The following is a 23,430-nucleotide window of genomic DNA, read 5'->3' on the forward strand; positions in this document are numbered from 1 at the left end:
GGGGAATGATAGACGACGGTTCCCGTTTGCAGCCAGTGGCCAGCGTGCGCCGAGAAGCGACGCGGATGCATACATGGCACACAAAAAAGCGGCCCCGAAGGGCCGCTTGTCACTGGATCCGCCGGGTCAGACGGTGGCGACTTCAGGTTGGTCGAATACCAGCTTGACCTTGTCGTCCTCGTCGAGATCGATGGTGACCTTGCCGCCACTCGCGAGTCGGCCGAACAGCAACTCGTCGGCAAGTGCCGAGCGGATGGTGTCCTGGATCAGACGTGCCATGGGGCGCGCGCCCATCAGCGGATCGAAACCCTGTTCGGCCAGCCAGGCCTTGAGCTGGTCGGTGAAGTGGGCCTCCACCTTCTTCTCGTGGAGCTGGGCTTCGAGCTGCATCAGGAACTTCTCCACTACCCGCAGGATGATCTCGCTGTCGAGCGCCTTGAACGAGATGGTAGCGTCCAGCCGGTTGCGGAACTCGGGCGAGAACATGCGCTTGATCTCGGCCATCTCGTCACCCGACTCGCGTCTGGCCGAGAAGCCGATGACCGACTTCTGCATGGTTTCGGCGCCGGCGTTGGTCGTCATGATCACGATCACGTTGCGGAAATCGGCTTGCCGGCCATTGTTGTCGGTCAGGGTGCCGTGATCCATGACCTGCAGCAGGATGTTGTAGATATCCGGATGCGCCTTCTCGATTTCATCGAGAAGCAGCACGCAGTGCGGCTTCTTGGTGATCTGCTCGGTAAGCAGTCCGCCCTGGTCGAAGCCCACATAGCCCGGTGGCGCGCCGATCAGGCGGCTGACCGCATGGCGTTCCATGTACTCCGACATGTCGAAGCGCACCAGATCGATGCCCAGGGTGTAGGCCAGCTGACGGGCGACCTCGGTCTTGCCCACACCGGTCGGTCCGGAGAACAGGAAGGAGCCGATCGGCTTCTGCGGATTGCCCAGGCCCGAGCGTGACATCTTGATCGCCTTGGCCAGCGCATCGATCGCCGCGTTCTGCCCGAACACCACGTTCTTGAGGTCGCGTTCGAGCGTCTTGAGCGAGGCCTTGTCGTCGTTGGAAACGGTGCGCGGCGGAATCCGGGCGATCTTGGCCACGATCTCCTCGATCTCGTTCTTGCCGATGGTCTTTTTCTGTCTCGATTTCGGCAGGATCCGCTGCGCTGCACCGGCCTCGTCGATCACGTCGATGGCCTTGTCCGGAAGGTGGCGGTCGTTGATGTACTTGGCCGACAACTCGGCGGCGCTGGTCAAGGCGGACGCCGAGTACTTTATGCCGTGATGTTCCTCGAACCGGGTCTTGAGGCCCTTGAGGATCTCCACCGTTTCGGCGATCGAGGGTTCAACGACGTCGATCTTCTGGAACCGGCGCGACAGCGCGTGGTCCTTCTCGAAAATCTGGCGGAACTCGTTGTAGGTCGTGGCGCCGATACATTTCAGCTGACCGGACGACAGCGCAGGCTTGAGCAGGTTGGATGCGTCCAGGGTGCCGCCCGAAGCAGCGCCGGCCCCGATCAGGGTGTGGATCTCGTCAATGAACAGGATCGCGTCCTTGTTCTCGAGCAATTGCTTGAGCACCGCCTTGAGGCGTTGTTCGAAGTCGCCCCGGTACTTGGTTCCGGCCAGCAGGGCGCCCATGTCCAGCGCAAACACCTGGGCGTTTTCCAGGATCTCGGGCACGCGGCCCTCGACGATGCGATGGGCGAGCCCTTCGGCAATGGCGGTCTTGCCTACCCCGGCTTCGCCGACCAGCAGCGGATTGTTCTTGCGCCGGCGGCACAGGGTCTGGATGACGCGCTCCACTTCTTTGTCGCGGCCGATGAGCGGATCGATCTTGCCGACCAGGACCTGCTGATTGAGGTTCTGGGTGTAGTTCTCCAGTGCACCTCCAGCCTGCTTCTCTTCCTGCTCCTGCTCGTTGTGTTCGGGCTCGCTGCGGTTCGGAGTGCCTGCACCGCTTTGGGGCGCCTTGGCGATGCCGTGGGAGATGAAATTCACCACATCGAGGCGCGAGATGTTCTGCCGCTGAAGGAAATACACCGCATGGGAGTCCTTCTCGCCAAAGATGGCGACAAGTACATTGGCACCCGTCACTTCCTTCTTGCCCGAGGACTGCACGTGCAGGATCGCGCGCTGGATCACGCGCTGGAAGCCAAGTGTGGGCTGGGTGTCGATCTCGTCGGTGCCTTCGACCTTGGGCGTGTGCTCACCGATAAAGTTGGTCAACTCGCGACGCAACTCATCAATGTTCGCAGCGCAGGCGCGCAGCACCTCCGCCGCCGAGGGGTTGTCGAGCAGTGCGAGCAGCAGGTGCTCCACCGTGATGAATTCATGGCGCTTCTGTCTGGCTTCGACAAAGGCCATGTGCAGGCTGACTTCAAGCTCTTGCGCGATCATTCAATTTTCCTCCATCACGCATGCCAACGGATGTTGGTGCTGTCGAGCGTGGGAAACAACCTGTTCCACTTTGGTCGATGCGATGTCTCGGGGAAAGACGCCGCACACCCCCATGCCCTCTCTGTGGACTTGGAGCATGACCCGCGTGGCACGTTCGCGGTCCATGCCGAAATATTTCTGCAGGACGCTGATCACGAAATCCATCGGCGTGAAGTCATCGTTCAGCAGAAGCACCTTGTAGAGCGGAGGCGGACGGGTGCTCGTCCGCTTCGATTCCAGTACGAATCCGTCTTGTTTCTGAGTGGCCATGCAGGCCATTCTAATCATCTCGAAGCAGAGTGCAACTGACTCACTGCATGCCAAAGTGGGGTTCGTCGAAGGACTTATCAAGGGTCCGGTGCAACGGTGCTGTTCCACAGTTACACCAATTTCAAAGCCAGAAGCGTGCCACCCCGAGGCCGATGTTTCCCCCGATTTGCTGCGTTGCAGCGCGTTTTTCCGTTGAATTTAACCGTTGACGCTGTGCGCACAAGTGCGTAAAAAACCAACCGTGCGTTGGTCATGCGCAATCGGACAGCCTGCTTGCCGATGGATTGTCGGTTTCGCGACAAATTTGTCGAGGTTCGGTGGTCCGGATGTCTGATTGATGCGCCGTCCGGGAGGGGCCCGGACTGTACCAAGTCACTTTGAAGGATTAAGGCAATATGGCAACTGGCACTGTTAAGTGGTTCAACGACTCCAAGGGTTTTGGCTTCATTACGCCCGATGATGGCAGCGAAGATCTGTTCGCGCATTTTTCCGCCATCACCATGAGCGGGTTCAAGACTCTGAAGGAAGGCGACAAGGTCTCCTTCGAGGTGACGCAGGGCCCCAAGGGCAAGCAGGCCTCGAACATTCAGCGGGCTTGATGGATCCGGGCTGCACTGCAGTCTGACTGCAGCGCGCAGCTGAAAGACGAAAGGCCACCGTAGTCGGGTGGCCTTTGTTATTTCTGGAGCATGCTGGCTCTCGATCCGCGGATCGGCAGCAGGCGGGCCGCTGCCCGCCGTGCACTTACTTCAGCTTGATTTCCTTGTACGCGACGTGCTTGCGCGCAACCGGGTCGTACTTGTTGAACTCAAGCTTTTGCGGGGTCGTGCGCTTGTTCTTGGACGTGGTGTAGAAATGTCCGGTGCCGGCGGTTGACTCCAGCTTGATCTTTTCGCGGCCGCCTTTTGCCATGGCGATCTCCATTCAGTTCGTGCGGCCCAGGGCCGCAGGGTTAAAGCCAGGGCTTAGAGTTTGTCGCCGCGGGCATGAAGTTCGGCAACGACAACGTCGATGCCCTTCTTGTCGATGGTCCGCAGACCGGCATTGGACACGCGCAGGCGAATCCAGCGGTTCTCGGATTCGCTCCAGAACCGGCGGTTTTGCAGGTTCGGGAGGAAACGACGCTTGGTTTTGTTGTTAGCGTGGGAAACGTTGTTTCCCACCATCGGTGCTTTACCGGTCACTTGGCAGACGCGAGCCATACGATGCTCCAGGGAATTCGGATTGCGAAAACGAAGGAGGATAGCGTAAGTGGCGGGGTCAAGGCAAGTGGATTGACGGTTTTCGATGGTGAGGGCATCCCCCGATGCATCGTCGCCGGAACTACATCAGACCGCGCTCGGCGAAGGACAGTGGTTTGCCGCAGGCGGGGACGATGAAATGGTCGAGTACCCGAACGTCGATGAGGCCGAGGGCATCGCGTAGCGTGCGCGTCAGCAGTTCGTCCGCGCTGCTCGGCTCGGATGCGCCGGAAGGATGGTTGTGGGCGAGAATGACCGCCGCAGCATTGCGTTCGAGTGCCAGCTTGACCACTTCGCGCGGGTATACGCTGGTCTGGGTGAGGGTGCCACGGAACAGGTCGACGGCCTCGATCAGGCGATTTCGCGCGTCGAGCAGGAGGATGCAGAAGGTTTCGTGGGGCAGGTGGGCGAGATGCAGTTGCAACCAGTCACGAACCGAAGTGGGGGAGTCGAACAGATCGCGCTCACTCATCTGTTCGGACAGTGCGCGGCGCGCCAGTTCCATCACCGCCTGCAGTTGTGCATACTTCGCCAGCCCCATGCCGGGTACGCTGGCGAATTCGTCGGCGCTGGCGTTGCATAGCCGGGTGAGCGAGCCGAAGCGGGAGATGAGGCTGCGGGCGAGGTCTACCGCGGTCTGTCCGCGGATGCCTACGCGCAGAAAAAGCGCGAGCAGCTCGGAGTCGCTCAGGGCGTCGGCGCCGCTCGCCAACAGCTTTTCACGAGGGCGCTCGTGTTCGGGCCAGTCGGTGATTGCCATGGCAATCCTTTCTATTCCAATGTGGTTGTTATTTTAACCTGAATGTCATGAATGAATTGCACGGCAGGAAACTCGTTCTCGGTGTGACGGGCGGCATTGCGGCCTACAAGGTGGCCGAACTGGTGCGTTTGCTGGGCAAGGCAGGGGCAGATATTCACGTGATTCTCACTGCGGGGGGAGCGCGTTTCGTCACGGCGGTGACTTTCCAGGCGCTTTCCGGAAATCCGGTGTGGTCTGACCTGTGGGATGCGCGCATGGATAACAACATGGCACACATCGACCTCAGTCGGGATGCCGACGCTGTGCTGGTTGCGCCGGCTTCGGCGGACTTCCTGGCGCGCTTGGCACAGGGACGGGCGGATGACCTTCTCACCACGCTGTGCCTTGCGCGAGATTGCCCCCTGCTGGTGGCACCGGCGATGAACCGGCAGATGTGGGAGCATGCGGCGACCCGGCGCAATGTCCAGACCTTGCAAGCTGATGGTGTGGCGATCGTTGGTCCCGCGGCCGGTGATCAGGCATGCGGCGAGATCGGCATGGGGCGGATGCTGGAGCCGGAAGAACTGCTCGAAGCAGTCATCGCATTTTTCACTCCCAAGCGTCTTGCCGGGCGACGGGTGGTGATGACTGCCGGGCCGACCTTCGAGGCGATCGATCCGGTGCGTGGCATCACCAACACCAGCTCGGGCAAGATGGGTTACGCGATCGCTGCCGCATGCGCTCGCGCCGGTGCCGAGGTGACGCTGGTGAGCGGACCGGTGGCGCTGCCGGTGCCTGCAGGGGTGCAGCACGTCGGGGTGCAGAGCGCGCTGCAGATGCGGTCTGCGGTACTGCAGTCCTTGTCCGGGGCCGATGTCTTCATCGGGGTTGCCGCAGTGGCCGACTATCGCCCGCTGCTGACCGCCGAGCATAAGATCAAGAAGTCGGGGGAGGCGATGTCGATCGAACTGACTCCCAATCCCGATATTCTTGCCGAGGTTGCCGCGCGCCCCGATGCGCCTTTCTGCGTCGGCTTCGCCGCCGAGAGTCGAGCGCTCGATGCCTACGCCGAGGGCAAACGCAGGAGCAAGAAATTGCCGATGCTGGTGGGGAACCTCGTCGCTGACGGTCTGGGTGGGGACGACAATACTGTCATCGTGTACGACGACACCGGCCGCCATCCCCTGCCGCGGGCATCCAAACAGGCGGTCGCGCGACAGATCGTCGATCACCTGGCCAACCTGCTGCCGGCCCCCGGTGCCGGAAAGCACTGATCGAACAGAGGAGCATCCATGCACCGTATTGACGTCAAATTGCTTGACCCGCGCCTCAAGAATCATCCGCCGGCGTACGCAACGCCTGGCGCGGCCGGGCTAGATCTCAGGGCTTGTCTGGAGACGCCCGTGGTGCTGCACGCGGGCGAGACCACGCTGGTGCCGAGCGGACTTGCCATTCATCTGGCCGATCCCGGGCTCGCAGCCATGGTGTTGCCACGCTCCGGCTTGGGGCACAAGCACGGAATCGTGCTCGGCAATCTGGTCGGACTGATCGATTCCGACTACCAGGGGCAGATCTTCGTGTCGGTGTGGAACCGCGGGCGTGAAGCCTTCACCATCCAGCCGATGGAGCGCATCGCCCAGTTGGTGATCGTGCCGGTGCTGCAGGCCGGGTTCAATATCGTGGACGATTTTGCTGTCAGCGAGCGCGGTGCGGGCGGGTTCGGCAGCACCGGCAAGCACTGAACGCGGATGGGGCATCCAGGCATACCGACCGGAGTACATGTACTGTGCGAGTCTGCCGGGCGTGTGCTGTTGATGCGGCGCGCCGGTACCGGGTTTTTCGACGGGCTGTACAGCTTGCCGGGTGGGCATGTCGAACCCGGAGAGTCGGTCCGTCAGGCCGCCGCCCGGGAGTTGGCAGAAGAGACCGGGCTTCAGGTGGCCCCTGATGCGCTGGAATGGCTCGGGGTGGTACACCGCATGTCGGACACCAATCGGATCGATTTTTTTGTCCGTGCGAGCGCGTGGTGCGGGGTGCCGTCGATATGCGAACCCGGCAAGTGCGATCGGCTGGACTGGTTTCCCCGGACCGGCCTGCCGGCCGCATTGGTGCCCTACGTACGGAGTGCGCTCGAGGCCGGAGATGGGCCGTGGGTGCGCGAACTGGGTTGGCCTGCGGGTGAGTGAGCGGGACGGTTTGGCGTATTAACGGATTCTGATAGTCTTCTGTCTTCAGCCTACGACAAGACTGGGGAGACAGGGATGAAGCGCTGGATACGTGTGCTCGTAGCGGGCCTGGCCGGCCTGGGGTTGTCTTCTGCTGCGATGGCCGCCGATTATCCGGTGGTCGACCTCGAGCGGGCAGAAGAAATCAACATGGGGCGTTGCTTCCTGTGCCACGGGCCTGACGGGGATAGCGCGTCGGCACTATATCCTCGACTTGCGGGGCAGCATCACCAGTACATTGCCAAGCAGCTCGCTGATTTTCAGTCGGGGCGCCGCAAGAGCGACACCATGAGCAACATGGCAGCCGACCTGAAGCCGGAAGAGATGCTGGCGCTGGGCGTGTACTTCGAAAAGAAACCGACCAAGCCCAGGGAGGCCCGGGATGCGGATCTCGTTGCGGTCGGGCGTTTCGTGTTCCATCGGGGTAATGAATTCTCCGGCGTCGCCTCCTGTGCGACCTGTCACGGCGACAAGGGCCTGGGTACGGACCGCCTGCCGCGCCTGGCCGGGCAGGTGCCGAAGTACATCGAGGTTCAGCTCAAGTCGTTCAATCAGCGGGAGCGCACCAACGACAACGACGTGATGCACTCGATCGCATCGAAGCTGACCGAACTGGAAGTGAAGGCGGTGGCGCTGTATATCAGTACACTCGACTGAGGCCGGGTCTGCGTCCGTTCCGCCGGCCGGACGCCACCCGGTTGCCACCAACAGACGGGGCCCTCGGGGCCCCGTTTGCGTGGCAGGTCGTCAAAGAGAATCAGGCCAGCATGTCGGCCCAGATGTTCTGTGCCCAGGCGAGTGCGAACTTGCCCTCGATCTCGTTGGCGGCGACCGAGACGCCGCCCGCCCCCGCAACCGGCATCGGCTGCTTCTTCTCCGCGTCGTACTGGTGCACCGAGGCAACGTGGATGACGTTCTTGGCATCGACGAAGCTGTAACAGGTGTTCATCACCACCGGCGACGGATTGGGCGCTTCACCGGCCAGCAGGTTGAGAATCGCGGCCGCGACGACCTTGCCGTGCTGGTTGGCCATGTGGCCCGACTTGGGCATGATCGGCGCCGGGAACAGTGCGTCGCCGATCACATGCACGCCGGGCACGCCCTTGGCTTCGTAGGTGATCCAATCGACGTCGACCCAGCGGTTGTTCACCAGCGGCAGTCCCGACTTGGTGGCGATGTCGCCCGCGCGCATCGGCGGGATGACGTTGAGCACGTCGGCCTGGACCTTGTCGAACTCGAGTTCGGCCGTGCGGGTCCTGGCGTCGACAGCGCGCAGTTCGCTGTTGGGGCGATACTCGATCATGCCCTTGTAGCTGTCGAAGGCCTTGGTGAACAGTGGCTTCTTCGAGGTGATCTCAGGGTTGGCATCGAGGATCAGGACCTTGGACCTGGGCTTGGCCTGGCGCAGGTAGTTGGCCACCACGCAGGCACGCTCGTAAGGTCCGGGCGGACAGCGATAGGGCGCCTTGGGGACCTGAATCGCGAATACCCCGCCGTCCTTCATGTCCTCGAGTTGCTTGCGCAGCAGCACGGTCTGCGGGCCGGCCTTCCACGCGTGCGGGATCGCGTCCTGGTTGCCGGCGAGGCCGGCGACGCTGTCGATCATGAAGTCGATGCCGGGGGAGAGCACGATGCGATCGTAGGCGATGGTGTCGTTCTTCGCCGTGGTCACGGTGCGCTTGGCCGCATCGACGGAGAGGACTTCGTCGGTGATGACCCGTACGCCCCACTTCGACTTCAGGTTGTCGTAGCTGACGGTGATGTCCTTCATCTCCTTGACCCCGCCAATCACCAGGTTGGAGATCGGGCAGGAGATGAAGGTGGTGTTGCGTTCGATCAGTGTGACATTGACGCTGCCATTGCTCCACATGCGCAGGTATTTGGCGACCGTGGCGCCACCGTAGCCGCCGCCCACCACCACCACATGTCCACCGGAACCCTTGCCCATGCCGGCACAGCCGGCCAGTCCGACAAGGGATGCACCTGCCGCCACCGCGCCGGTCGACTTCAGGAAATCGCGTCTGTTCAGCATTGTCTCGTCCCCCGCCTTACTTCTGCGCCGCGAAATACGCGGCGATCATGTCGAGTTGTTCGTCGGTGTAGCCCTTGGTGATCTGATGCATGACCGAAGCAGGCTTCTCCCCGGACCTGAAGTCCGCCAACTTCTGCAGCAGTTTTTCCTTGGGTTCGCCGGCGAGACTTTCCATGCCACCCAGGCTCTTGCCATTGGTGCCGTGGCAGCCGGTGCAAGTGGCGGCAAGATTGCGCGCCAGGTTCGGATCCTTCGCCTGGGCGAATCCGGCAAAGCCGGTCAGGCACAGGGCGGCGAGCGCTAGTTTGACGTTCACGACTTCCTCCTCTTCATTGTTTGATTTGTGCGTGAACACTTCCCGCAAGTCAGTCCGGAGTGGTTGTTGTTCGTTCCCGGCGCAGCGGGGCGTATTTCGCCAAATCAGTATATCGCACCACGTTTGCCTCGCAATCGATTGATTTTTGATGAACATCCGGGTCGATCGCAACAAGGACGGATTGCGCACTGCACAAATATTAGTAGTTGACCATATGCGCGTATGGTTATAGAGTTCTTCACTAATGCACAACACTGAAAAGCCCATGGACGAGCTGAACAAGGTCTTCGAGAGCGTTGCCGAGTACTTCGGGCTGCTTGCCGAGCCCACCCGGCTCAAGATTCTGCATTGCCTGTGCGACGGCGAACGCGCGGTCAACGAGGTGATGGAGGGGGTCGGGTTGACGCAGGCCAACACCTCGCGCCACCTCAATCTGCTTTACCGGGCAGGGGTTGTGGATCGTCGGCGTGATGGAAGCCAGGTGATCTACCGGATCATCGATCCGAACTTCACCGACTTGTGTCGCACGGTGTGCGTGAGCATCGCGTCACGCAGTGATCTGGCTGCGCCGCGCAGGGAAGTCCTGCTCCGGCTCGAGCAGGATCTCGGTGCGCGGGACTGAATTTCTGCCAGCAGGAAGAACTGATGAAAACGATGGGGGAGCGTACGCATGGCAAACAGTGAGTTCCGGCTCGGCCGGGTCCGGCCTGCGCCCGAGAACTTTCTGACCGACGAGCACATCCAGTCGGTCAAGGAAGGCAGGCGTGATTTCTTGCGCAAGGCGTTTCTCGGCGCCAGCGCGGCGATGATGGCACCCGCTGTCGTACGTGCAGCCGGAGAGGGGGATCCTGCAATCCTCAATCTGCCGGCATGGACGACCAGTCTGGGGCTGCCGGTCGCAACCAACCCTTATGGTCTTCCCTCCAGGTACGAGCGCGGTCTGGTGCGGCGCGAAAGCCCGGGTCTGACCCGCGTGGGGGGATCGTCGGTATCGTTTACGCCCTTGCAGGGGCTGTTCGGCATCATCACTCCGTCGGGACTGCATTTCGAGCGCCATCACCAGGGCTGGCACGACGTCGATCCTTCGCAGCATCGTCTGATGATCAACGGCATGGTGAAGACCAACTCGGTGTTCACCATGGACGACCTGATGCGCCTGCCGTCGGTGTCGCGCATCCACTTCATCGAGTGCGGCGCCAATACCGGCATGGAGTGGGGCAACGTCGCGGTGCCGACGGTGCAGTACAGCCATGGCATGCTGTCCTGTTCGGAGTTCACCGGGGTCCCGCTCAAGGCCATCCTCGATATGTGCGGCGCCGACTACAAGAAAGGGCGCTTCATCCTCGCCGAGGGCGCCGACGGCTCGTCGATGACCCGCACCATTCCGATGGAGATGGTCGAATCAGGCGAGGTGCTGGTTGCCTACGGCATGAATGGCGAGATGCTCCGCCCGGAAAACGGCTATCCGCTGCGACTGGTGGTGCCGGGGGTGCAGGGCGTGAGCTGGGTGAAGTGGCTGCGCCGCATCGAAGTCGGCGACAAGCCATGGGGCGCAAAGGACGAGGCGGTGCACTATATCGACCTGATGCCCGATGGTCAGCATCGCCAGTACAGTTCGATACAGGAGTGCAAGTCGGTGATCACGACCCCGTCCGGCGGTCAGATCCTGCTCGACAACGGTTTCTATAATGTTTCCGGCATGGCCTGGTCGGGGCGCGGGAAGATCTCCCGGGTCGACGTGTCGACCGACGGCGGCATCAACTGGCGCCAGGCCCGGCTCGAGACCCCGGTGCTGTCCAAGGCAGTGACCCGTTTCAACATCGACTGGGTGTGGGACGGCAAGCCGGCGATCCTGCAGTCGCGTGCGGTGGACGAAACCGGTTTCGTTCAGCCCGGTTATGGCCAACTGCGTGCGGTGCGCGGTACCAAGTCGATCTATCACAACAATGCCATCCAGTCGTGGAAGGTGGTCGAGTCGGGAGAGGTGAGCAATGTCCAGGTTCTCTAAGACGCTCATGGCGCTGATGGTCGCGGGCGTGGCGACCTCGATGGTCACGCCGGCGGCGGCTGTCGATCGGTATCAGGGCGTCGGTCGGGCAGCGACTGCCGCCGAGGTCCAAGCCTGGGATATCGATGTCCGTCCGGATTTCGTCGGGCTGCCGAAAGGCAAGGGCACGGTGGATCAGGGCGTAGAGTTGTGGGAGCAGCATTGTGCGAGTTGCCACGGTGCCTTCGGCGAATCGAACGAAGTGTTCACCCCGCTCGTCGGCGGCACGACCCTGGAGGACATCAAGAGCGGAAATGTGAAGTCACTGGTGACCGGCTCTTCGCCGCAGCGCACCACCTTGATGAAGGTGCCGACGGTGGCAACGCTGTTCGACTACATTCAGCGCGCAATGCCATGGACGGCGCCAAAATCGCTCAAGCCCGATGAGGTCTATGCCATTCTGGCCTATCTGCTCAATCTGGCAGAGATCGTACCTGCCGACTACGAGTTGAGCGACCAGAACATCGGCGAAGTGCAGGCCCGCATGCCCAATCGCAACGGCGTAACCACCGAACATGGAATGTGGCCGGGGGCCTCGGCCGCCAAGGGCGGAATCGGCAACGGGGGCAAACCGGACACCAAGAACGTCGCCTGCATGAAGGACTGCAAGCAGGACGTTCAGATTGTTTCCGCGCTGCCCGACTACGCTCAGGACGCGCACGGTAACCTCGCCGAGCAGAACCGCCCGGTGGGCCAGACCCGCGGCAAGCAGACCGGCGAACCGAGTGCAGCGGCCGGCGCCGCCACGCCGTCTGCGGCTGCGACCGCGCTGGCGCTGGCTGGCGAGAAGGGGTGCATGGCCTGTCATGGCGTGGCAAGCAAGATCGTCGGGCCCGGTTACAACGAGATCGTTGCAAAATACAAGGGGCAGGCCGGCGTCGAGGCCAAGCTGATCGCCAAGATCAAGGCGGGTGGGCAGGGTGTCTGGGGGGCGGTGCCGATGCCGCCGCAAAGCCACGTGAAGGACGAGGAACTCAAGCAACTCGTCCAGTGGATTCTGGAAGGCGCGAAAGCGCAGTAACACACTACGAGGAGAGACGGGATGAATCATCAACGCAGGGAAACCCTGAAGGCGGGAAGTGGTCTGGGTGTGCTTGGACTGCTGGCAGCCGCCGGCCTGATCAAGCCGGAAATGGCGCAGGCCGCCTGGAACAAGGGCGCTTTCGACGCGAACAAGATGGACGATGCGCTCGCTGCACTCGGCGCTGGCAAGCCGGCTGAAAGTGCCGACATCCAGATCACCGCGCCGGATATCGCCGAGAACGGCGCGGTGGTGCCGGTCGGCGTGGTGAGCAAGCTCGCCAATACCGAAAGCATCGCGATCATGATCGAGAAGAATCCGGCCGCGCTGGCTGCGAGCTTCGAGATTCCGGCCGGCACCCTGGCCGACATTCAGACCCGGGTCAAGATGGGCCAGACGTCCGATGTCTACGCAGTTGTCAAGGCTGGCGGCAAGTTCTACATGACCAAGAAAGAAGTCAAGGTCACCCTCGGCGGCTGCGGCGGCTGACCACCGTTACGAAATCAAGGAGAGAATTCGATGGCAAATCCGATGCGTATCCGTGCTGCGGCCAAGGAAGGCGTGACCGAAGTCCGCGTGCTGATGTCCCACGTGATGGAAACCGGTCAGCGCAAGGACTCGTCCGGCGCGGCCATTCCGGCGCACTTCATCACCGAACTGGTGGCCAAGCACAACGACAAGGTCGTGCTCAATGCACAGTTTGGTCCGTCGGTATCGACCAACCCCTACCTGGCGTTCAAGTTCAACGGTGGCGCGAAAGGCGACAAGGTCTCCGTGAGCTGGACCGACAACAAGGGTGACAGCCGGACCGACGAAGTTCAGGTCGCCTGAACCTGATGCGGCGGCCAACAGGCCGCTGCATGGGGGTGACAAAACAATGGGCAGTTCGGTGTCGTGGCAGGGCTATGCCGGCCGTTGCGGCGTCCGATACCCGCTCTTGGAGGAGAGACGATGAAACAGAACATCATGGCGGCAGCCATCGGTGCAGTAGCCGTTCTGACCGCGCCACAGGCATACGCCGAAGAGCTGAACTTCGACGCCTATCGGCAGATGCTGGCCGACGGCAATCCTGCCGAGCTGTTTGAGATGGAAGGCGAAGCGTTGTGGACCACCGCGCGTGGGCCGAAGAACGCCACCCTGGAAAAATGCGACCTCGGCCTCGGGGTGAATGTCGTTGCGGGTGCAGCCGCGCAGATGCCACGCTATTTCGCCGACACCGACAAGGTGCAGGATCTGGAGTCGCGTCTGATGCACTGCATGGATACGCTGCAGGGCATTCCGTCCGCAGAGATCGTCAACGGCAGCTTCCTCAAGGGCGAGCGTGCCAAGGTGGCTGCTCTGGTGGCCTATGTGGCCGGGCAGTCGAAGGGCAAGCCGATCCAGGTCGACCTCTCCCATCCGAAGATGAAGGAGATGTACGCGATGGGTGAAAAGACCTTTTTCTACCGTACCGGGGCGATGGATTTCGCCTGTTCGTCGTGTCACAGTCAGGACGGCAAGCGCATCCGTGCCACCCAGTTGCCCAACATCACCACCACCAAGGGGGCTGCTGAGGGCTGGGGTTCGTGGCCGGCCTACCGGGTGTCGAACTCGCAGTTCTGGACCATGCAGCATCGCCTGTGGGACTGCTTCCGCCAGCAGCGTACGGCCGAGCCGATTTTCGCTTCGGACGTGACCATCGCGCTGTCGACGTACATGGCGGGCAAGGGCAATGGCCATGAGGTCGTGTGGCCCGGTGTGAAGCGCTGATAGGGAGCATGCACATGAGAAAGAATCTATTGCTGGCGCCCCTGGCGCTGTTCGCCTCCGTCGCACTGGCATCCGATGTGGATGCGCGGGTCGCGGAAATGATGAAGACCTCGTTCAAGGCCAATGGCATTGCCTCGCTCGATCGTCAGGTCCAGGACGAGGTGCAGAAGGCGTGTTCCAGCCCGAACCCGCCCGACGCCGCCACCGCCAAGCGCCTCGAGGAAGCCCAGCTGGCGACCATCAAGTGGCCTGAAGGTGGCGATTACACCGGGGGCGACTGGAAGGAGGGAGCCAAGATCGCGATCAGCGGGCGCGGCCTGACCTGGACCGACAAGTCGCCCGACAACAATGGCGGCGGCTGCTACAACTGCCATGCGATGGACCCGAAGGAGGTCTCTGCCGGCACCATCGGCCCGAGCCTGGCGGGCTATGGCCGGCTGCGCGGCAATTCGGAGCCGATCGTCAAGTACACTTGGGGCAAGCTGTGGAATGCCAAGGCCTATAACGCGTGCAGCGATATGCCGCGCAACGGCTTCGGCAAGATCCTGACCGAAACGCAGATTCGCCATCTGATGGCCTATCTGTTCGACCCGGAATCGCCGGTCAACAAGCAGTAAGCGCTGCTCGCAAAGGCCCGGGCCGACCATCGGACCGGGCCTTTTTTCCGCCTTCGTCCATCAATATCTGTCGATATTCCACTTTATCCGCGACTCAAGGATTCAGATCATGAGCATGAACCGCCGCGAATTCCTCCAAGTCCTGGCCGTCGCCGCGGCTGGTGGCATGACCTTGCACAGCGACATCGCCCGCGCCGAAGCGGCTGCAAACAAGCTCTACGAGCTGCCGAAATTCGGCAATGTCAGCCTGCTGCACATGACCGACTGCCATGCCCAGTTGCTGCCGATCTATTTCCGTGAGCCCAACGTCAATCTCGGTGTCGGAAGCATGTTGGGGCAGGCGCCGCACGTGGTCGGCGAGGGCTTCCTGAAGCATTTCGGGATCAAGCCGGGCAGTGCCGAGGCCCATGCCTTCACCTACCTCAACTTTGTCGAGGCCGCGCGCACCTATGGCAAGGTTGGCGGTTTCGCCCATCTGTCCACGCTGGTCAAAAGCATGAAGGCGAGTCGCCCCGGTGCGTTACTGCTCGACGGTGGCGATACCTGGCAGGGCTCCGGTACCGCACTGTGGACCAACGCGCAGGACATGGTCGATGCATGCAAGCTGCTCGGTGTCGATGTGATGACCCTGCACTGGGAGTCCACTTACGGTGCCGAGCGGGTGAAGGAGATCGAGGAGAAGGACTTCGCGGGCAAGATCGACATCGTTGCGCAGAACGTCAGGACCACCGACTTCGAAGACCCGGTGTTCAAGCCCTATGTGATCAGGAAGATCAATGGCATCCCGGTCGCGATCGTCGGCCAGGCCTTTCCCTATACGCCGATCGCCAACCCGCGCTGGCAGACGCCGAACTGGAGCTTCGGCATCCAGGAGCAGGGCATGCAGGAGGCGGTGAACGCGGCGCGTGCCGAAGGCGCGCAGGTGGTGGTCGTGCTGTCGCACAACGGGATGGACGTCGACCTGAAGATGGCCAGCCGCGTCACCGGTATCGATGCCATTTTCGGCGGCCACACCCACGACGGCATGCCCGCGCCGACCGTGGTGGAGAACCCGGGCGGCAAGACCCTGGTGACCAATGCCGGATCCAACGGCAAGTTCCTCGGCGTGATGGACTTCGATGTCCGCAACGGCAAGGTGGCGGACTTCCGCTACAAACTGTTGCCGGTGTTCGCCAATCTGCTGCCGGCGGACAAGGAAATGGCCGCCTTCATCGACAAGGTGCGCGCTCCCTTCATCGAGAAGCTGTCCGAGAAGCTCGCGGTGACGGAAGGCATGCTCTATCGCCGCGGCAACTTCAACGGATCGTGGGATCAGCTCATCGTCGATGCGCTGATCGCCGAGAAGGATGCCGAGATCGCGTTCTCCCCCGGTTTCCGCTGGGGCACCTCGCTGCTGCCGGGCGACACCATCACCATGGAGCATCTGCTCGACCAGACTGCGATCACCTATCCATGGACCACGCTCACCAACATGAGCGGCGAGATGATCAAGACCATCCTCGAGGATGTCGCCGACAATCTGTTCAATGCCGATCCCTACTACCAGCAGGGTGGCGACATGGTGCGGGTCGGCGGTCTGCAGTACAGCTGCGATCCGACCGCCGCGATGGGCAAGCGCATCGACAACATGATGCTCAAGGGCAAGCGCATCGAAGCGGGCAAGACCTACAAGGTTGCCGGCTGGGCGCCGGTGTCGGAAGAGGCGAAGGACTCCGGTCCGGCGGTGTGGGACGTGGTGGCCGGGTATTTGCGGGCACAGAAAGTCATCACCCAGCGCCCGCTCAACCTGCCGACGCTGAAGGGGATCGACGCCAATCCGGGGGTCATGGCGTGAGCCCTCGCTGAGGCGCGCCCGGGCCTCATCATCATGATGTGGTCCTCATGCGCCAGGGCTGACCTGCTTCGCCAGCCCTGGCGCATTTCAGTGCCGACGCCGGATCAGGCCGACAGGGCGTTGGCCGGCGCCGATGCCTCGCCGGTCGGATACAGGTTGCAGAAGCGCAGCTCGAGCGGGTAGGGGAAGAAGTCCTCGACATAGCCGCTGCGGATGCTTTCCTGGGCGTTCTGCCAGAACTTCGGCTCGAGCAGGTCGCGGTGATGCTTGAGAAAGGCTTTGCGGACCCGCGCCGCGCCGAGCAGGAAGGTGGCGAACTCCTCCGGAAAGACATCCATCGGCCCTGCCGAATACCACGGCTCGCCTTCGAGTTCGGCGTCTTCGTACGGGGGCGGCGGAATCTTGCGGAAGTTCACGTCGGTCATGTACTCGATTTCGTCGTAGTCGTAGAACACGACACGGCCATAGCGTGTCACCCCGAAGTTCTTCCACAGCATGTCGCCGGGAAAGATGTTGGCGATGGCCAGTTCGCGGATCGCATTGCCGTATTCGCGTACCGCATGTTCGACGTCCTCGTCGGCCGCGCGTTCGAGATGGATGTTGAGCGGCGTCATGCGACGCTCGATATACAGGTGCTTGATGACGACCGAGTCGCCCTCGATCTCGAACGAGGTCGGTGCGAGCATGCGCAGTTCGTCGAGCAGATCGGGGTGGAAGCGCGACAGCGGCAGTGCGGCGTTGGAGAACTCCAGCGTGTCCGCCATCCGGCCCACCCGATCGACATGCTTCACCATCAGGTACTTGCGTTTGACCGTGGCCCGATCCATGTTCTTCGACGCGCCGAACACATCCTTGATGATCTTGAACACGTAGGGGTAGGACGGCAGCGTAAACACCAGCATCACCAGTCCGCGGATACCGGGCGCGATGATGAACTGGTCGTTGGAGTGGCGCAGGTGCGAGACCAGGTCGCGAAAGAACATGGTCTTGCCCTGCTTGCCCAGCCCGAGCATGGTGTAGAGCTCGCTGCGCGGCTTGTTGGGCATGATCGAGCGCAGAAACTGCACATAGCCCGACGGCACCTCCATGTCGACCATGAAGTAGGCGCGCGAGAGCGAGAACAGTACCGAAATCCGCCATGGATCGAGCAGCAAGGTGTCGATATAGAGCTTGCCGGCGGTGTTGTGGCGCACCGCCATGGTAAAGGGAATTTCCTGGTAACCGTTGACCGCCTTGCCGATGATGTAGGCGGTCTTGTTGCGATAGAACGCCGAGTACAGCACCTGGATCTGGCAGTTGACCTCCATGTCGGGCCATTCGCCGAGATGGGCCAGCGTCGAGCGCACGATGCAATCGACGTCGCGGTCAAGATCCTCGAACGGGCGCTGCCAGTCGAAATCCTCGATGAGCCGCCTGACCGTCCTGCGCAGGCCACCGTCCTGCGGGTAGTAGCTCGAATACACCGGTGGATAGGAGTCGATGTACTCGGTCGAGATCGCCGGACGGGCAAAAATATAATCGTTGTTGAAATAGGTCCGGTGCAGGATCTTGCAGCACACCGAATTGAAGAAGGTTTCTGCCAGCTCGGGCTGCTTGTGCCTGATCAGCATGCCGATGTAGTGCAGCTTGACCTGTTGCCAAGTGGTGTCGTCGAGCGAGTCGGCATCGAACTCGCCGTGCAGGCGCAGGACGGTCTCGTCCACCCGGTCGTCATAGAACTGCACCCGTTCGCGAACCGCATCGAGCTGGGCCTGCCATTCGCCCGCCTCGAAGAACTCCTTGGCCCGACGGGAGGTCTCGCGGAAGATCCGGTAGTGCTTGTTGAAACCCTCGATCAAGGTTTGCGCGATCGCCTGCGCGACCGGATTCTCACCCATCGATCCCTCCATCGCGAAGATCTCCCCTGCTGTCGTGCATGGCCCGTGGCGGGCGGTGATCCAGGCTGCCGCCAAATTTTAGCATTCGCCACCGAGCGCGGATGACTTTGGCTCGCCTTTCGAACCCGCCGGATTTGGGCGATAATCCTCGACCGGTAATGCGGCGGATCGAGATTCGACGAGCCGGTCCGCCCGTCCCGGTCGTCCAGCTACGATCGCACCATTGCAATGCCAACCAGAGTCCAGTGAGGGAGCAGGAATGAGCGAATCCAAGATCAAGGTGCCTGCCGGCGGCCAGAAGATTATTCCCGGTCAGGCAACGCCGGACAACCCGATCATCCCCTTCATCGAAGGTGACGGCATCGGCGTGGACATCACCCCGGTGATGATCAAGGTCATCGATGCCGCGGTCGACAAAGCCTACGGCGGCAAGAAGAAGATCCACTGGATGGAAGTCTATGCCGGCGAGAAGTCCACCCGGTTGTACGGGCCCGACGAGTGGCTGCCGAAGGAAACTTTCGACGCCCTCAAGGAGTACTCGGTCTCGATCAAGGGGCCGATGACGACCCCGGTCGGCGGCGGCATCCGTTCGCTCAACGTTGCCCTGCGCCAGGAGCTCGATCTCTACCAGTGCGTGCGTCCGGTCCAGTACTTCAAGGGCGTACCTTCACCGCTGAAGAACCCGGAGTTGACCAATATGGTCATCTTCCGCGAGAACACCGAAGACATCTATGCCGGCATCGAATGGTCGGCCCAGTCCGAAGGGGCGAAGAAGATCGTCAAGTTCCTGCAGGACGAGATGGGGGTCAAGAAGATCCGCTTCCCGGAAACCTCCGGCATCGGCATCAAGCCGATCTCGATCGAAGGCACCACCCGCCTGGTCCGCGCTGCGCTCAAGTACGTGATTGCCAACGACCGCAAGTCGCTGACCATCGTGCACAAGGGCAACATCATGAAGTTCACCGAAGGCCTGTTCCGTGACACCGCCTACAAGGTGGCGCAGGAAGAGTTCGGTGCCGAGCCGATCGATGGTGGCCCGTGGTGCAAGTTCAGGAACCCGAGCACCGGTCGCGAAGTCATCGTCAAGGACGCGATTGCCGACGCCTTCCTGCAGCAGATCCTGCTGCGTCCGGCCGAATACGACACCATCGTGACCACCAACCTGAACGGCGACTACATCTCCGATGCCCTGGCCGCACAGGTCGGCGGTATCGGTATCGCCCCGGGAGCGAACATCTCCGACCAGTACGCCTGCTTCGAGGCCACCCATGGCACCGCGCCGAAGTATGCCGGTCTCGACAAGGTGAACCCGGGCTCGCTGATCCTGTCGGCAGAAATGATGCTGCGTCACATGGGCTGGACCGAGGCGGCCGACCTGATCATCAAGTCGATGGAAGCTGCGATCGGCGACAAGCAGGTCACCTACGATTTCGCCCGCCTGATGGAAGGCGCCAACGAACTGTCGTGCTCGGCGTTCGGCGATGCGATGATTGCCCGCATGTAAGCTGCCTCGGGCAGCAACGGGTCCGGCGCCGCGCGCTGGCCAGTCAAAAAAAGACCCCGCCTCCGGTATGGACGCGGGGTTTTTTGTCGGTGTCGCCCGCGCGCCGGGCCTCAGTCCTTCCCGCGCACGATCAGCACCGATACATCGACCTTGCGCACCAGATTCTCGGCAACGCTCCCCAGCAGCAAGCGCTGGAAGCCCCGGCGGCCGTGCGAGCCGACGACCAGCAGGTCGGCGCCGGAGTCGGTGACTGCCGCAGCGATCTGGTCTGCCGCGTGGCTGTCCTCCGATGCGAGAAAGCGCTCCCTTGGCGTCATCCCCGCGTCCCGTGCCCTGTCTACGGCTTCTTTCAGCGTGGTTCGACCACTGTCGAGCAGGGCGTGCTGCATCTTCCCGGCGTCTACCAGCGCGCCATGATTGGAAAACGACTGCAGCAGGGATTCATCCACCGCGTGTGCGATCTCGAGTACCGCGCCGTGAAGGCGCGCCAGCGCGATCGCCTCGTCCAGCGCCTTGGACGACGTCGTGCTGTCGTCGATCGCAATGAGGATGTGCTTGTACATCATGGCTCCTGTGGCGGAAAGAAAATCCCCGCAAGCCTAGCATTGCGTCACCCCGCGGGGCATCGGCGTTTTCCTGTAAGCGGCCGCGACCGCAACGCGCGCCGCTGATCGGGCAGGACGCCCCCTTCCTGAAGAGCCTGACAATCATGTTTCGCTTTGTAAGGCAGAAGTAAGCTCCGCACTCCTATAATCCGCCTGCAGTTTTGTCGGCTGGCCGATCTTCGGCCGGTGTCGCCGCAAAGCACGCAATAACTAATCGAGAGGAGACGTTATGGATAACAACAGTGCAGCCTACTGGAAGGCGACGCTGGCACTCTTGACCAAGATCCTGATTGTATGGTTCCTGGTCTCGTTCGGCGCCGGCATCCTCTTTGCGCCGATGCTCAACAACATCCACCTGGGCGGTTATCCGCTGGGCTTCTGGTTCGCCCATCAGGGATCGATGTACATCTTCATCGCATGCATCTTCTACTACGCGAAGAAAATGGGCGATATCGATCGCCAATTTGACGTGCACGAAGAATAAGAGGACGACAAATGGATCTGCAAACTATCACCTACCTCTTTGTCGGCGCCTCCTTCGCGCTCTACATCGGGATTGCGGTCTGGGCCCGTGCCGGTAGCACGAGCGACTTCTACGTTGCCGGCGGCGGGGTACACCCGATCACCAACGGTATGGCGACGGCAGCCGACTGGATGTCCGCCGCGTCCTTCATCTCCATGGCCGGCCTGATCGCCAACATGGGTTACGGTGGGGGCCTGTTCCTGATGGGCTGGACCGGCGGCTACGTCATGCTGGCGATGCTGCTGGCACCGTACCTGCGCAAGTTCGGCAAGTTCACCGTGCCGCAGTTCATCGGCGACCGCTTCTACTCGAAGACGGCCAGCACGGTAGCCGTGGCCTGCCTGCTGACCGCGTCGATCACCTATATCATCGGCCAGATGACGGGTGTCGGCGTGGCGTTTTCGCGCTTCCTCGGCGTGTCGAACGACATGGGTATCTACATCGGTATGGCCATCGTGTTCATGTACGCGGTGTTCGGCGGCATGAAGGGCATCACCTACACTCAGGTGGCGCAATACATGGTGCTGATCCTGGCCTACACGATCCCGGCGATCTTCATCTCGCTGCAGCTCACCGGCAACCCGCTTCCGCAGCTCGGCCTCGGCTCCAGCATCGCCGGTACCGACGTGTCGCTGCTGTTCAAGCTCAACCAGGTTGTCACCGACCTCGGCTTCAGCGAGTACACCACGTCGCTGCCGGGCAGCACACTCAACATGTTCGTGTATACCGTCTCGCTGATGATCGGTACCGCCGGTCTGCCGCACGTGATCGTGCGCTTCTTCACCGTTCCGACGGTCAAGGACGCACGCTCCTCCGCTGGTTGGGCGCTGGTGTTCATCGCCATCCTGTACACGACGGCCCCGGCTGTTGCCGCGATGGCCAAGCTGAACCTGCACGCCACGGTGAATTCGTCGGTGGGTCTGGAGCCGGACGCGCAGGGCAAGATGGTTGTCAATCCGGCGACGATCACTGCCGCTGCCGATGCTTACGCAACCGAGGCTAGCTTGGTCTACGAACAGCGTCCGGACTGGATGAAGCGTTGGGAAAAGACCGGTCTGCTGAAGTTCGAGGACAAGAACGGCGACGGGCGTATCCAGTACTACAACGACGCGACCAAGAATGCCGACGCCAAGGCCAAGGCCGACGCCGCCGGCTGGAAGGGCAACGAGCTGACGGTCAACGCCGACATCATCGTGCTCGCCAACCCGGAAATCGCGCTGCTCCCGAACTGGGTGATCGCGCTGGTGGCCGCGGGCGGTCTGGCCGCGGCGCTGTCGACCGCTGCCGGCCTGCTACTGGCGATCTCGTCCGCGGTGTCGCATGACCTGGTCAAGAACGTGTTCAACCCGAACATCACCGACAAGGGTGAGCTGATGGCGGGCAAGATCTCGATGGCAGGTGCGATCGTGCTGGCCGGCTACCTGGGTCTGAACCCCCCGGGCTTCGCCGCCGGTACCGTGGCCCTGGCCTTCGGTATTGCAGCCAGCTCGCTGTTCCCGGCGATCATGATGGGCATCTTCTCCAAGAAGATGAACAAGGAAGGCGCCATCGCCGGCATGCTCTCGGGTCTGTTCGTCACCCTGTTCTACGTGTTTGCACACAAGGGCATCTTCTTCATCAAGGGTACCGAGTTCGTCGATCTGATCGGCGGCCCGAACTCCTTCTTCGGCATCACGCCGGAAGCCTTCGGTGCAATCGGTGCGTTGTTCAACTTCATCGTCGCCTTCGCAGTGGATAAGGTCACGAAGGAGCCGCCCGAGCATATCCAGGCCCTGGTCGAAAGCGTTCGTATCCCGCGCGGTGCGAAAGCGGTCGACGGCGCCCACTAAGAAGCAGAAACAGTCAGCCTTGCGTCGTTCGCCCTCCGGGGCGGGCGGTGCGGGTGAAACCCCGCCGGTATCATTGGCGGGGTTTTTATTTTGTGGCACCTTGCGGGGATCGATGCCGAGCCTGGCGTCCGATCCGACTGGAGTAGTGTATGGCTTTCGATATCAGTGTTGCCCTGACCTGGATCCTGTTCCTCGCCTTGTTTCCGATCGCATATTTCTGGTTGCGGCGGGCGTGGCGGATCGTGATCAAGAAGGATTTTTCCGAAGTTGCGCTCAAGCGTGGTGAGGCGCCACCGAACCAGGCAAAGTTCGCCCCCTACGCGGCAGCCATCAACCTGGTCGGCGCCGCGATCGTACTGGCCGTGATCGTCGGAGTGGTCGGCGGTCACTACGACTACGAGACCTGGAGCGCGACTGCCGGTGTCACCATCTGGGGCAAAGTCATCGCCGACTTCATCCTGAGCCGGCATGCTCACCCGATGGTGATCAAGAAGCGCGCCAAGCCCGACGCTGCGGTCGACAAGTCGGGCCAGTGATGCGCGCTCGCAGGCGGGCGACGGGC

At 61.9% G+C, this 23,430-nt stretch carries 26 protein-coding genes; 17 read left to right on the plus strand and 9 right to left on the minus strand.

The features are described from left to right. Nucleotides 1-126: 126 nt before the first annotated feature. Nucleotides 127-2,400, minus strand: coding sequence for an ATP-dependent Clp protease ATP-binding subunit ClpA (clpA, locus tag AC3A35_RS04925; RefSeq protein ID WP_487434802.1), 2,274 nt, complete (start codon nucleotides 2,398-2,400; stop codon nucleotides 127-129). Then, a complete protein-coding gene (gene clpS / locus AC3A35_RS04930; RefSeq protein WP_487434803.1) occupies nucleotides 2,401-2,709 on the minus strand; it encodes an ATP-dependent Clp protease adapter ClpS in 309 nt (102 codons plus the stop codon). A 395-nt stretch (nucleotides 2,710-3,104) separates the two neighbouring features. Between clpS and AC3A35_RS04935 the strand changes: the two genes are divergently transcribed. Beyond that, nucleotides 3,105-3,308, plus strand: coding sequence for a cold-shock protein (locus AC3A35_RS04935; RefSeq protein ID WP_487434804.1), 204 nt, complete (start codon nucleotides 3,105-3,107; stop codon nucleotides 3,306-3,308). Nucleotides 3,309-3,453: 145 nt separating this feature from the next. Here the strand turns inward: AC3A35_RS04935 and rpmG are convergent, their stop codons facing one another. The 3 genes from rpmG to radC form a co-directional block, all read right to left on the minus strand. Beyond that, nucleotides 3,454-3,621, minus strand: a complete 168-nt coding sequence (gene rpmG, locus AC3A35_RS04940; protein ID WP_487434805.1) for a 50S ribosomal protein L33 — start codon at nucleotides 3,619-3,621, stop codon at nucleotides 3,454-3,456. A gap of 53 nt (nucleotides 3,622-3,674) precedes the next feature. Beyond that, the gene (gene rpmB, locus AC3A35_RS04945; protein WP_487434806.1) at nucleotides 3,675-3,911 is read right to left on the minus strand and encodes a 50S ribosomal protein L28; all 237 of its coding nucleotides are present in this window, start codon (nucleotides 3,909-3,911) and stop codon (nucleotides 3,675-3,677) included. A gap of 121 nt (nucleotides 3,912-4,032) precedes the next feature. After that, complete coding sequence (gene radC, locus AC3A35_RS04950) at nucleotides 4,033-4,710, minus strand: RadC family protein (RefSeq protein WP_487434807.1); 678 nt, start codon at nucleotides 4,708-4,710, stop codon at nucleotides 4,033-4,035. A gap of 47 nt (nucleotides 4,711-4,757) precedes the next feature. Between radC and coaBC the strand changes: the two genes are divergently transcribed. The 4 genes from coaBC (at nucleotide 4,758) to AC3A35_RS04970 (ending at nucleotide 7,571) form a co-directional block, all read left to right on the plus strand. Further along, nucleotides 4,758-5,963 carry a bifunctional phosphopantothenoylcysteine decarboxylase/phosphopantothenate--cysteine ligase CoaBC gene (coaBC, locus tag AC3A35_RS04955; protein WP_487434808.1) on the plus strand — a complete coding sequence of 402 codons (1,206 nt, stop codon included), beginning with the start codon at nucleotides 4,758-4,760 and terminating at the stop codon, nucleotides 5,961-5,963. 18 nt (nucleotides 5,964-5,981) lie between these two features. Next, nucleotides 5,982-6,431, plus strand: coding sequence for a dUTP diphosphatase (gene dut / locus AC3A35_RS04960; protein WP_487434809.1), 450 nt, complete (start codon nucleotides 5,982-5,984; stop codon nucleotides 6,429-6,431). A 6-nt stretch (nucleotides 6,432-6,437) separates the two neighbouring features. Continuing rightward, nucleotides 6,438-6,875, plus strand: a complete 438-nt coding sequence (locus tag AC3A35_RS04965; RefSeq protein WP_487434810.1) for an NUDIX hydrolase — start codon at nucleotides 6,438-6,440, stop codon at nucleotides 6,873-6,875. Nucleotides 6,876-7,013: 138 nt separating this feature from the next. Continuing rightward, on the plus strand, nucleotides 7,014-7,571 hold the full coding sequence (locus tag AC3A35_RS04970; RefSeq protein WP_487435366.1) for a c-type cytochrome: 558 nt from the start codon (nucleotides 7,014-7,016) through the stop codon (nucleotides 7,569-7,571). A 100-nt stretch (nucleotides 7,572-7,671) separates the two neighbouring features. On the opposite strand, the gene AC3A35_RS04975 is transcribed toward AC3A35_RS04970, so the two are convergent. Then, nucleotides 7,672-8,946 carry an FCSD flavin-binding domain-containing protein gene (locus tag AC3A35_RS04975; RefSeq protein WP_487434811.1) on the minus strand — a complete coding sequence of 425 codons (1,275 nt, stop codon included), beginning with the start codon at nucleotides 8,944-8,946 and terminating at the stop codon, nucleotides 7,672-7,674. 16 nt (nucleotides 8,947-8,962) lie between these two features. After that, entirely contained in the window at nucleotides 8,963-9,262 is a 300-nt protein-coding gene (locus tag AC3A35_RS04980; protein ID WP_487434812.1) for a c-type cytochrome, read from the minus strand. 265 nt (nucleotides 9,263-9,527) lie between these two features. Between AC3A35_RS04980 and AC3A35_RS04985 the strand changes: the two genes are divergently transcribed. The 8 genes from AC3A35_RS04985 to soxB all read left to right on the plus strand — a co-directional run bounded on the left by AC3A35_RS04985 (nucleotide 9,528) and on the right by soxB (nucleotide 16,530). Further along, entirely contained in the window at nucleotides 9,528-9,884 is a 357-nt protein-coding gene (locus AC3A35_RS04985; RefSeq protein ID WP_487434813.1) for an ArsR/SmtB family transcription factor, read from the plus strand. 48 nt (nucleotides 9,885-9,932) lie between these two features. Next, nucleotides 9,933-11,270, plus strand: coding sequence for a sulfite dehydrogenase (soxC, locus tag AC3A35_RS04990; protein ID WP_487434814.1), 1,338 nt, complete (start codon nucleotides 9,933-9,935; stop codon nucleotides 11,268-11,270). Then, nucleotides 11,254-12,330, plus strand: coding sequence for a c-type cytochrome (locus AC3A35_RS04995; RefSeq protein ID WP_487434815.1), 1,077 nt, complete (start codon nucleotides 11,254-11,256; stop codon nucleotides 12,328-12,330). The genes soxC and AC3A35_RS04995 overlap by 17 nt, the downstream gene beginning before the upstream one ends. Nucleotides 12,331-12,351: 21 nt before the next feature. Continuing rightward, entirely contained in the window at nucleotides 12,352-12,819 is a 468-nt protein-coding gene (gene soxY / locus AC3A35_RS05000) for a thiosulfate oxidation carrier protein SoxY (protein WP_487434816.1), read from the plus strand. A 30-nt stretch (nucleotides 12,820-12,849) separates the two neighbouring features. Continuing rightward, nucleotides 12,850-13,161, plus strand: coding sequence for a thiosulfate oxidation carrier complex protein SoxZ (soxZ, locus tag AC3A35_RS05005; RefSeq protein WP_487434817.1), 312 nt, complete (start codon nucleotides 12,850-12,852; stop codon nucleotides 13,159-13,161). Nucleotides 13,162-13,281: 120 nt separating this feature from the next. After that, entirely contained in the window at nucleotides 13,282-14,079 is a 798-nt protein-coding gene (gene soxA / locus AC3A35_RS05010) for a sulfur oxidation c-type cytochrome SoxA (RefSeq protein ID WP_487434818.1), read from the plus strand. Between the two features lie 14 nt (nucleotides 14,080-14,093). Then, nucleotides 14,094-14,696: a sulfur oxidation c-type cytochrome SoxX gene (gene soxX / locus AC3A35_RS05015; RefSeq protein ID WP_487434819.1), complete on the plus strand. Its 603-nt coding sequence runs from the start codon at nucleotides 14,094-14,096 to the stop codon at nucleotides 14,694-14,696. A 109-nt stretch (nucleotides 14,697-14,805) separates the two neighbouring features. Then, nucleotides 14,806-16,530 carry a thiosulfohydrolase SoxB gene (soxB, locus tag AC3A35_RS05020; RefSeq protein ID WP_487434820.1) on the plus strand — a complete coding sequence of 575 codons (1,725 nt, stop codon included), beginning with the start codon at nucleotides 14,806-14,808 and terminating at the stop codon, nucleotides 16,528-16,530. Nucleotides 16,531-16,634: 104 nt separating this feature from the next. Here soxB and aceK read toward each other — a convergent pair whose 3' ends face one another. Next, a complete protein-coding gene (aceK, locus tag AC3A35_RS05025; protein WP_487434821.1) occupies nucleotides 16,635-18,419 on the minus strand; it encodes a bifunctional isocitrate dehydrogenase kinase/phosphatase in 1,785 nt (594 codons plus the stop codon). A gap of 247 nt (nucleotides 18,420-18,666) precedes the next feature. On the opposite strand from aceK, the gene icd reads away from it, so the two are divergent. Continuing rightward, the gene (gene icd / locus AC3A35_RS05030) at nucleotides 18,667-19,911 is read left to right on the plus strand and encodes an NADP-dependent isocitrate dehydrogenase (protein WP_487434822.1); all 1,245 of its coding nucleotides are present in this window, start codon (nucleotides 18,667-18,669) and stop codon (nucleotides 19,909-19,911) included. A gap of 110 nt (nucleotides 19,912-20,021) precedes the next feature. Here the strand turns inward: icd and AC3A35_RS05035 are convergent, their stop codons facing one another. After that, entirely contained in the window at nucleotides 20,022-20,477 is a 456-nt protein-coding gene (locus AC3A35_RS05035; protein ID WP_487434823.1) for a universal stress protein, read from the minus strand. Between the two features lie 268 nt (nucleotides 20,478-20,745). Here AC3A35_RS05035 and AC3A35_RS05040 point away from each other — a divergent pair, with 268 nt between their 5' ends. The 3 genes from AC3A35_RS05040 (at nucleotide 20,746) to AC3A35_RS05050 (ending at nucleotide 23,404) form a co-directional block, all read left to right on the plus strand. Further along, the gene (locus tag AC3A35_RS05040) at nucleotides 20,746-21,000 is read left to right on the plus strand and encodes a DUF4212 domain-containing protein (RefSeq protein ID WP_487434824.1); all 255 of its coding nucleotides are present in this window, start codon (nucleotides 20,746-20,748) and stop codon (nucleotides 20,998-21,000) included. 11 nt (nucleotides 21,001-21,011) lie between these two features. Continuing rightward, entirely contained in the window at nucleotides 21,012-22,868 is a 1,857-nt protein-coding gene (locus tag AC3A35_RS05045; protein WP_487434825.1) for a sodium:solute symporter family protein, read from the plus strand. Nucleotides 22,869-23,017: 149 nt separating this feature from the next. Then, on the plus strand, nucleotides 23,018-23,404 hold the full coding sequence (locus AC3A35_RS05050; protein WP_487434826.1) for a hypothetical protein: 387 nt from the start codon (nucleotides 23,018-23,020) through the stop codon (nucleotides 23,402-23,404). Nucleotides 23,405-23,430: the final 26 nt, after the last annotated feature.

This window comes from Azoarcus sp. Soil_N_20, from assembly GCF_057656155.1.

What these genes read in the sequence shown, in the direction of transcription:
- clpA (WP_487434802.1), bottom strand. Translation starts at nt 2,400, where the DNA reads ATGATCGCGCAAGAGCTTGAAGTCAGCCTGCACATGGCCTTTGTCGAA.
- clpS (WP_487434803.1), bottom strand. Translation starts at nt 2,709, where the DNA reads ATGGCCACTCAGAAACAAGACGGATTCGTACTGGAATCGAAGCGGACG.
- AC3A35_RS04935 (WP_487434804.1), top strand. Translation starts at nt 3,105, where the DNA reads ATGGCAACTGGCACTGTTAAGTGGTTCAACGACTCCAAGGGTTTTGGC.
- rpmG (WP_487434805.1), bottom strand. Translation starts at nt 3,621, where the DNA reads ATGGCAAAAGGCGGCCGCGAAAAGATCAAGCTGGAGTCAACCGCCGGC.
- rpmB (WP_487434806.1), bottom strand. Translation starts at nt 3,911, where the DNA reads ATGGCTCGCGTCTGCCAAGTGACCGGTAAAGCACCGATGGTGGGAAAC.
- radC (WP_487434807.1), bottom strand. Translation starts at nt 4,710, where the DNA reads ATGGCAATCACCGACTGGCCCGAACACGAGCGCCCTCGTGAAAAGCTG.
- coaBC (WP_487434808.1), top strand. Translation starts at nt 4,758, where the DNA reads ATGAATGAATTGCACGGCAGGAAACTCGTTCTCGGTGTGACGGGCGGC.
- dut (WP_487434809.1), top strand. Translation starts at nt 5,982, where the DNA reads ATGCACCGTATTGACGTCAAATTGCTTGACCCGCGCCTCAAGAATCAT.
- AC3A35_RS04965 (WP_487434810.1), top strand. Translation starts at nt 6,438, where the DNA reads ATGGGGCATCCAGGCATACCGACCGGAGTACATGTACTGTGCGAGTCT.
- AC3A35_RS04970 (WP_487435366.1), top strand. Translation starts at nt 7,014, where the DNA reads ATGGCCGCCGATTATCCGGTGGTCGACCTCGAGCGGGCAGAAGAAATC.
- AC3A35_RS04975 (WP_487434811.1), bottom strand. Translation starts at nt 8,946, where the DNA reads ATGCTGAACAGACGCGATTTCCTGAAGTCGACCGGCGCGGTGGCGGCA.
- AC3A35_RS04985 (WP_487434813.1), top strand. Translation starts at nt 9,528, where the DNA reads ATGGACGAGCTGAACAAGGTCTTCGAGAGCGTTGCCGAGTACTTCGGG.
- soxC (WP_487434814.1), top strand. Translation starts at nt 9,933, where the DNA reads ATGGCAAACAGTGAGTTCCGGCTCGGCCGGGTCCGGCCTGCGCCCGAG.
- AC3A35_RS04995 (WP_487434815.1), top strand. Translation starts at nt 11,254, where the DNA reads ATGTCCAGGTTCTCTAAGACGCTCATGGCGCTGATGGTCGCGGGCGTG.
- soxY (WP_487434816.1), top strand. Translation starts at nt 12,352, where the DNA reads ATGAATCATCAACGCAGGGAAACCCTGAAGGCGGGAAGTGGTCTGGGT.
- soxZ (WP_487434817.1), top strand. Translation starts at nt 12,850, where the DNA reads ATGGCAAATCCGATGCGTATCCGTGCTGCGGCCAAGGAAGGCGTGACC.
- soxA (WP_487434818.1), top strand. Translation starts at nt 13,282, where the DNA reads ATGAAACAGAACATCATGGCGGCAGCCATCGGTGCAGTAGCCGTTCTG.
- soxX (WP_487434819.1), top strand. Translation starts at nt 14,094, where the DNA reads ATGAGAAAGAATCTATTGCTGGCGCCCCTGGCGCTGTTCGCCTCCGTC.
- soxB (WP_487434820.1), top strand. Translation starts at nt 14,806, where the DNA reads ATGAGCATGAACCGCCGCGAATTCCTCCAAGTCCTGGCCGTCGCCGCG.
- aceK (WP_487434821.1), bottom strand. Translation starts at nt 18,419, where the DNA reads ATGGAGGGATCGATGGGTGAGAATCCGGTCGCGCAGGCGATCGCGCAA.
- icd (WP_487434822.1), top strand. Translation starts at nt 18,667, where the DNA reads ATGAGCGAATCCAAGATCAAGGTGCCTGCCGGCGGCCAGAAGATTATT.
- AC3A35_RS05035 (WP_487434823.1), bottom strand. Translation starts at nt 20,477, where the DNA reads ATGATGTACAAGCACATCCTCATTGCGATCGACGACAGCACGACGTCG.
- AC3A35_RS05040 (WP_487434824.1), top strand. Translation starts at nt 20,746, where the DNA reads ATGGATAACAACAGTGCAGCCTACTGGAAGGCGACGCTGGCACTCTTG.
- AC3A35_RS05045 (WP_487434825.1), top strand. Translation starts at nt 21,012, where the DNA reads ATGGATCTGCAAACTATCACCTACCTCTTTGTCGGCGCCTCCTTCGCG.
- AC3A35_RS05050 (WP_487434826.1), top strand. Translation starts at nt 23,018, where the DNA reads ATGGCTTTCGATATCAGTGTTGCCCTGACCTGGATCCTGTTCCTCGCC.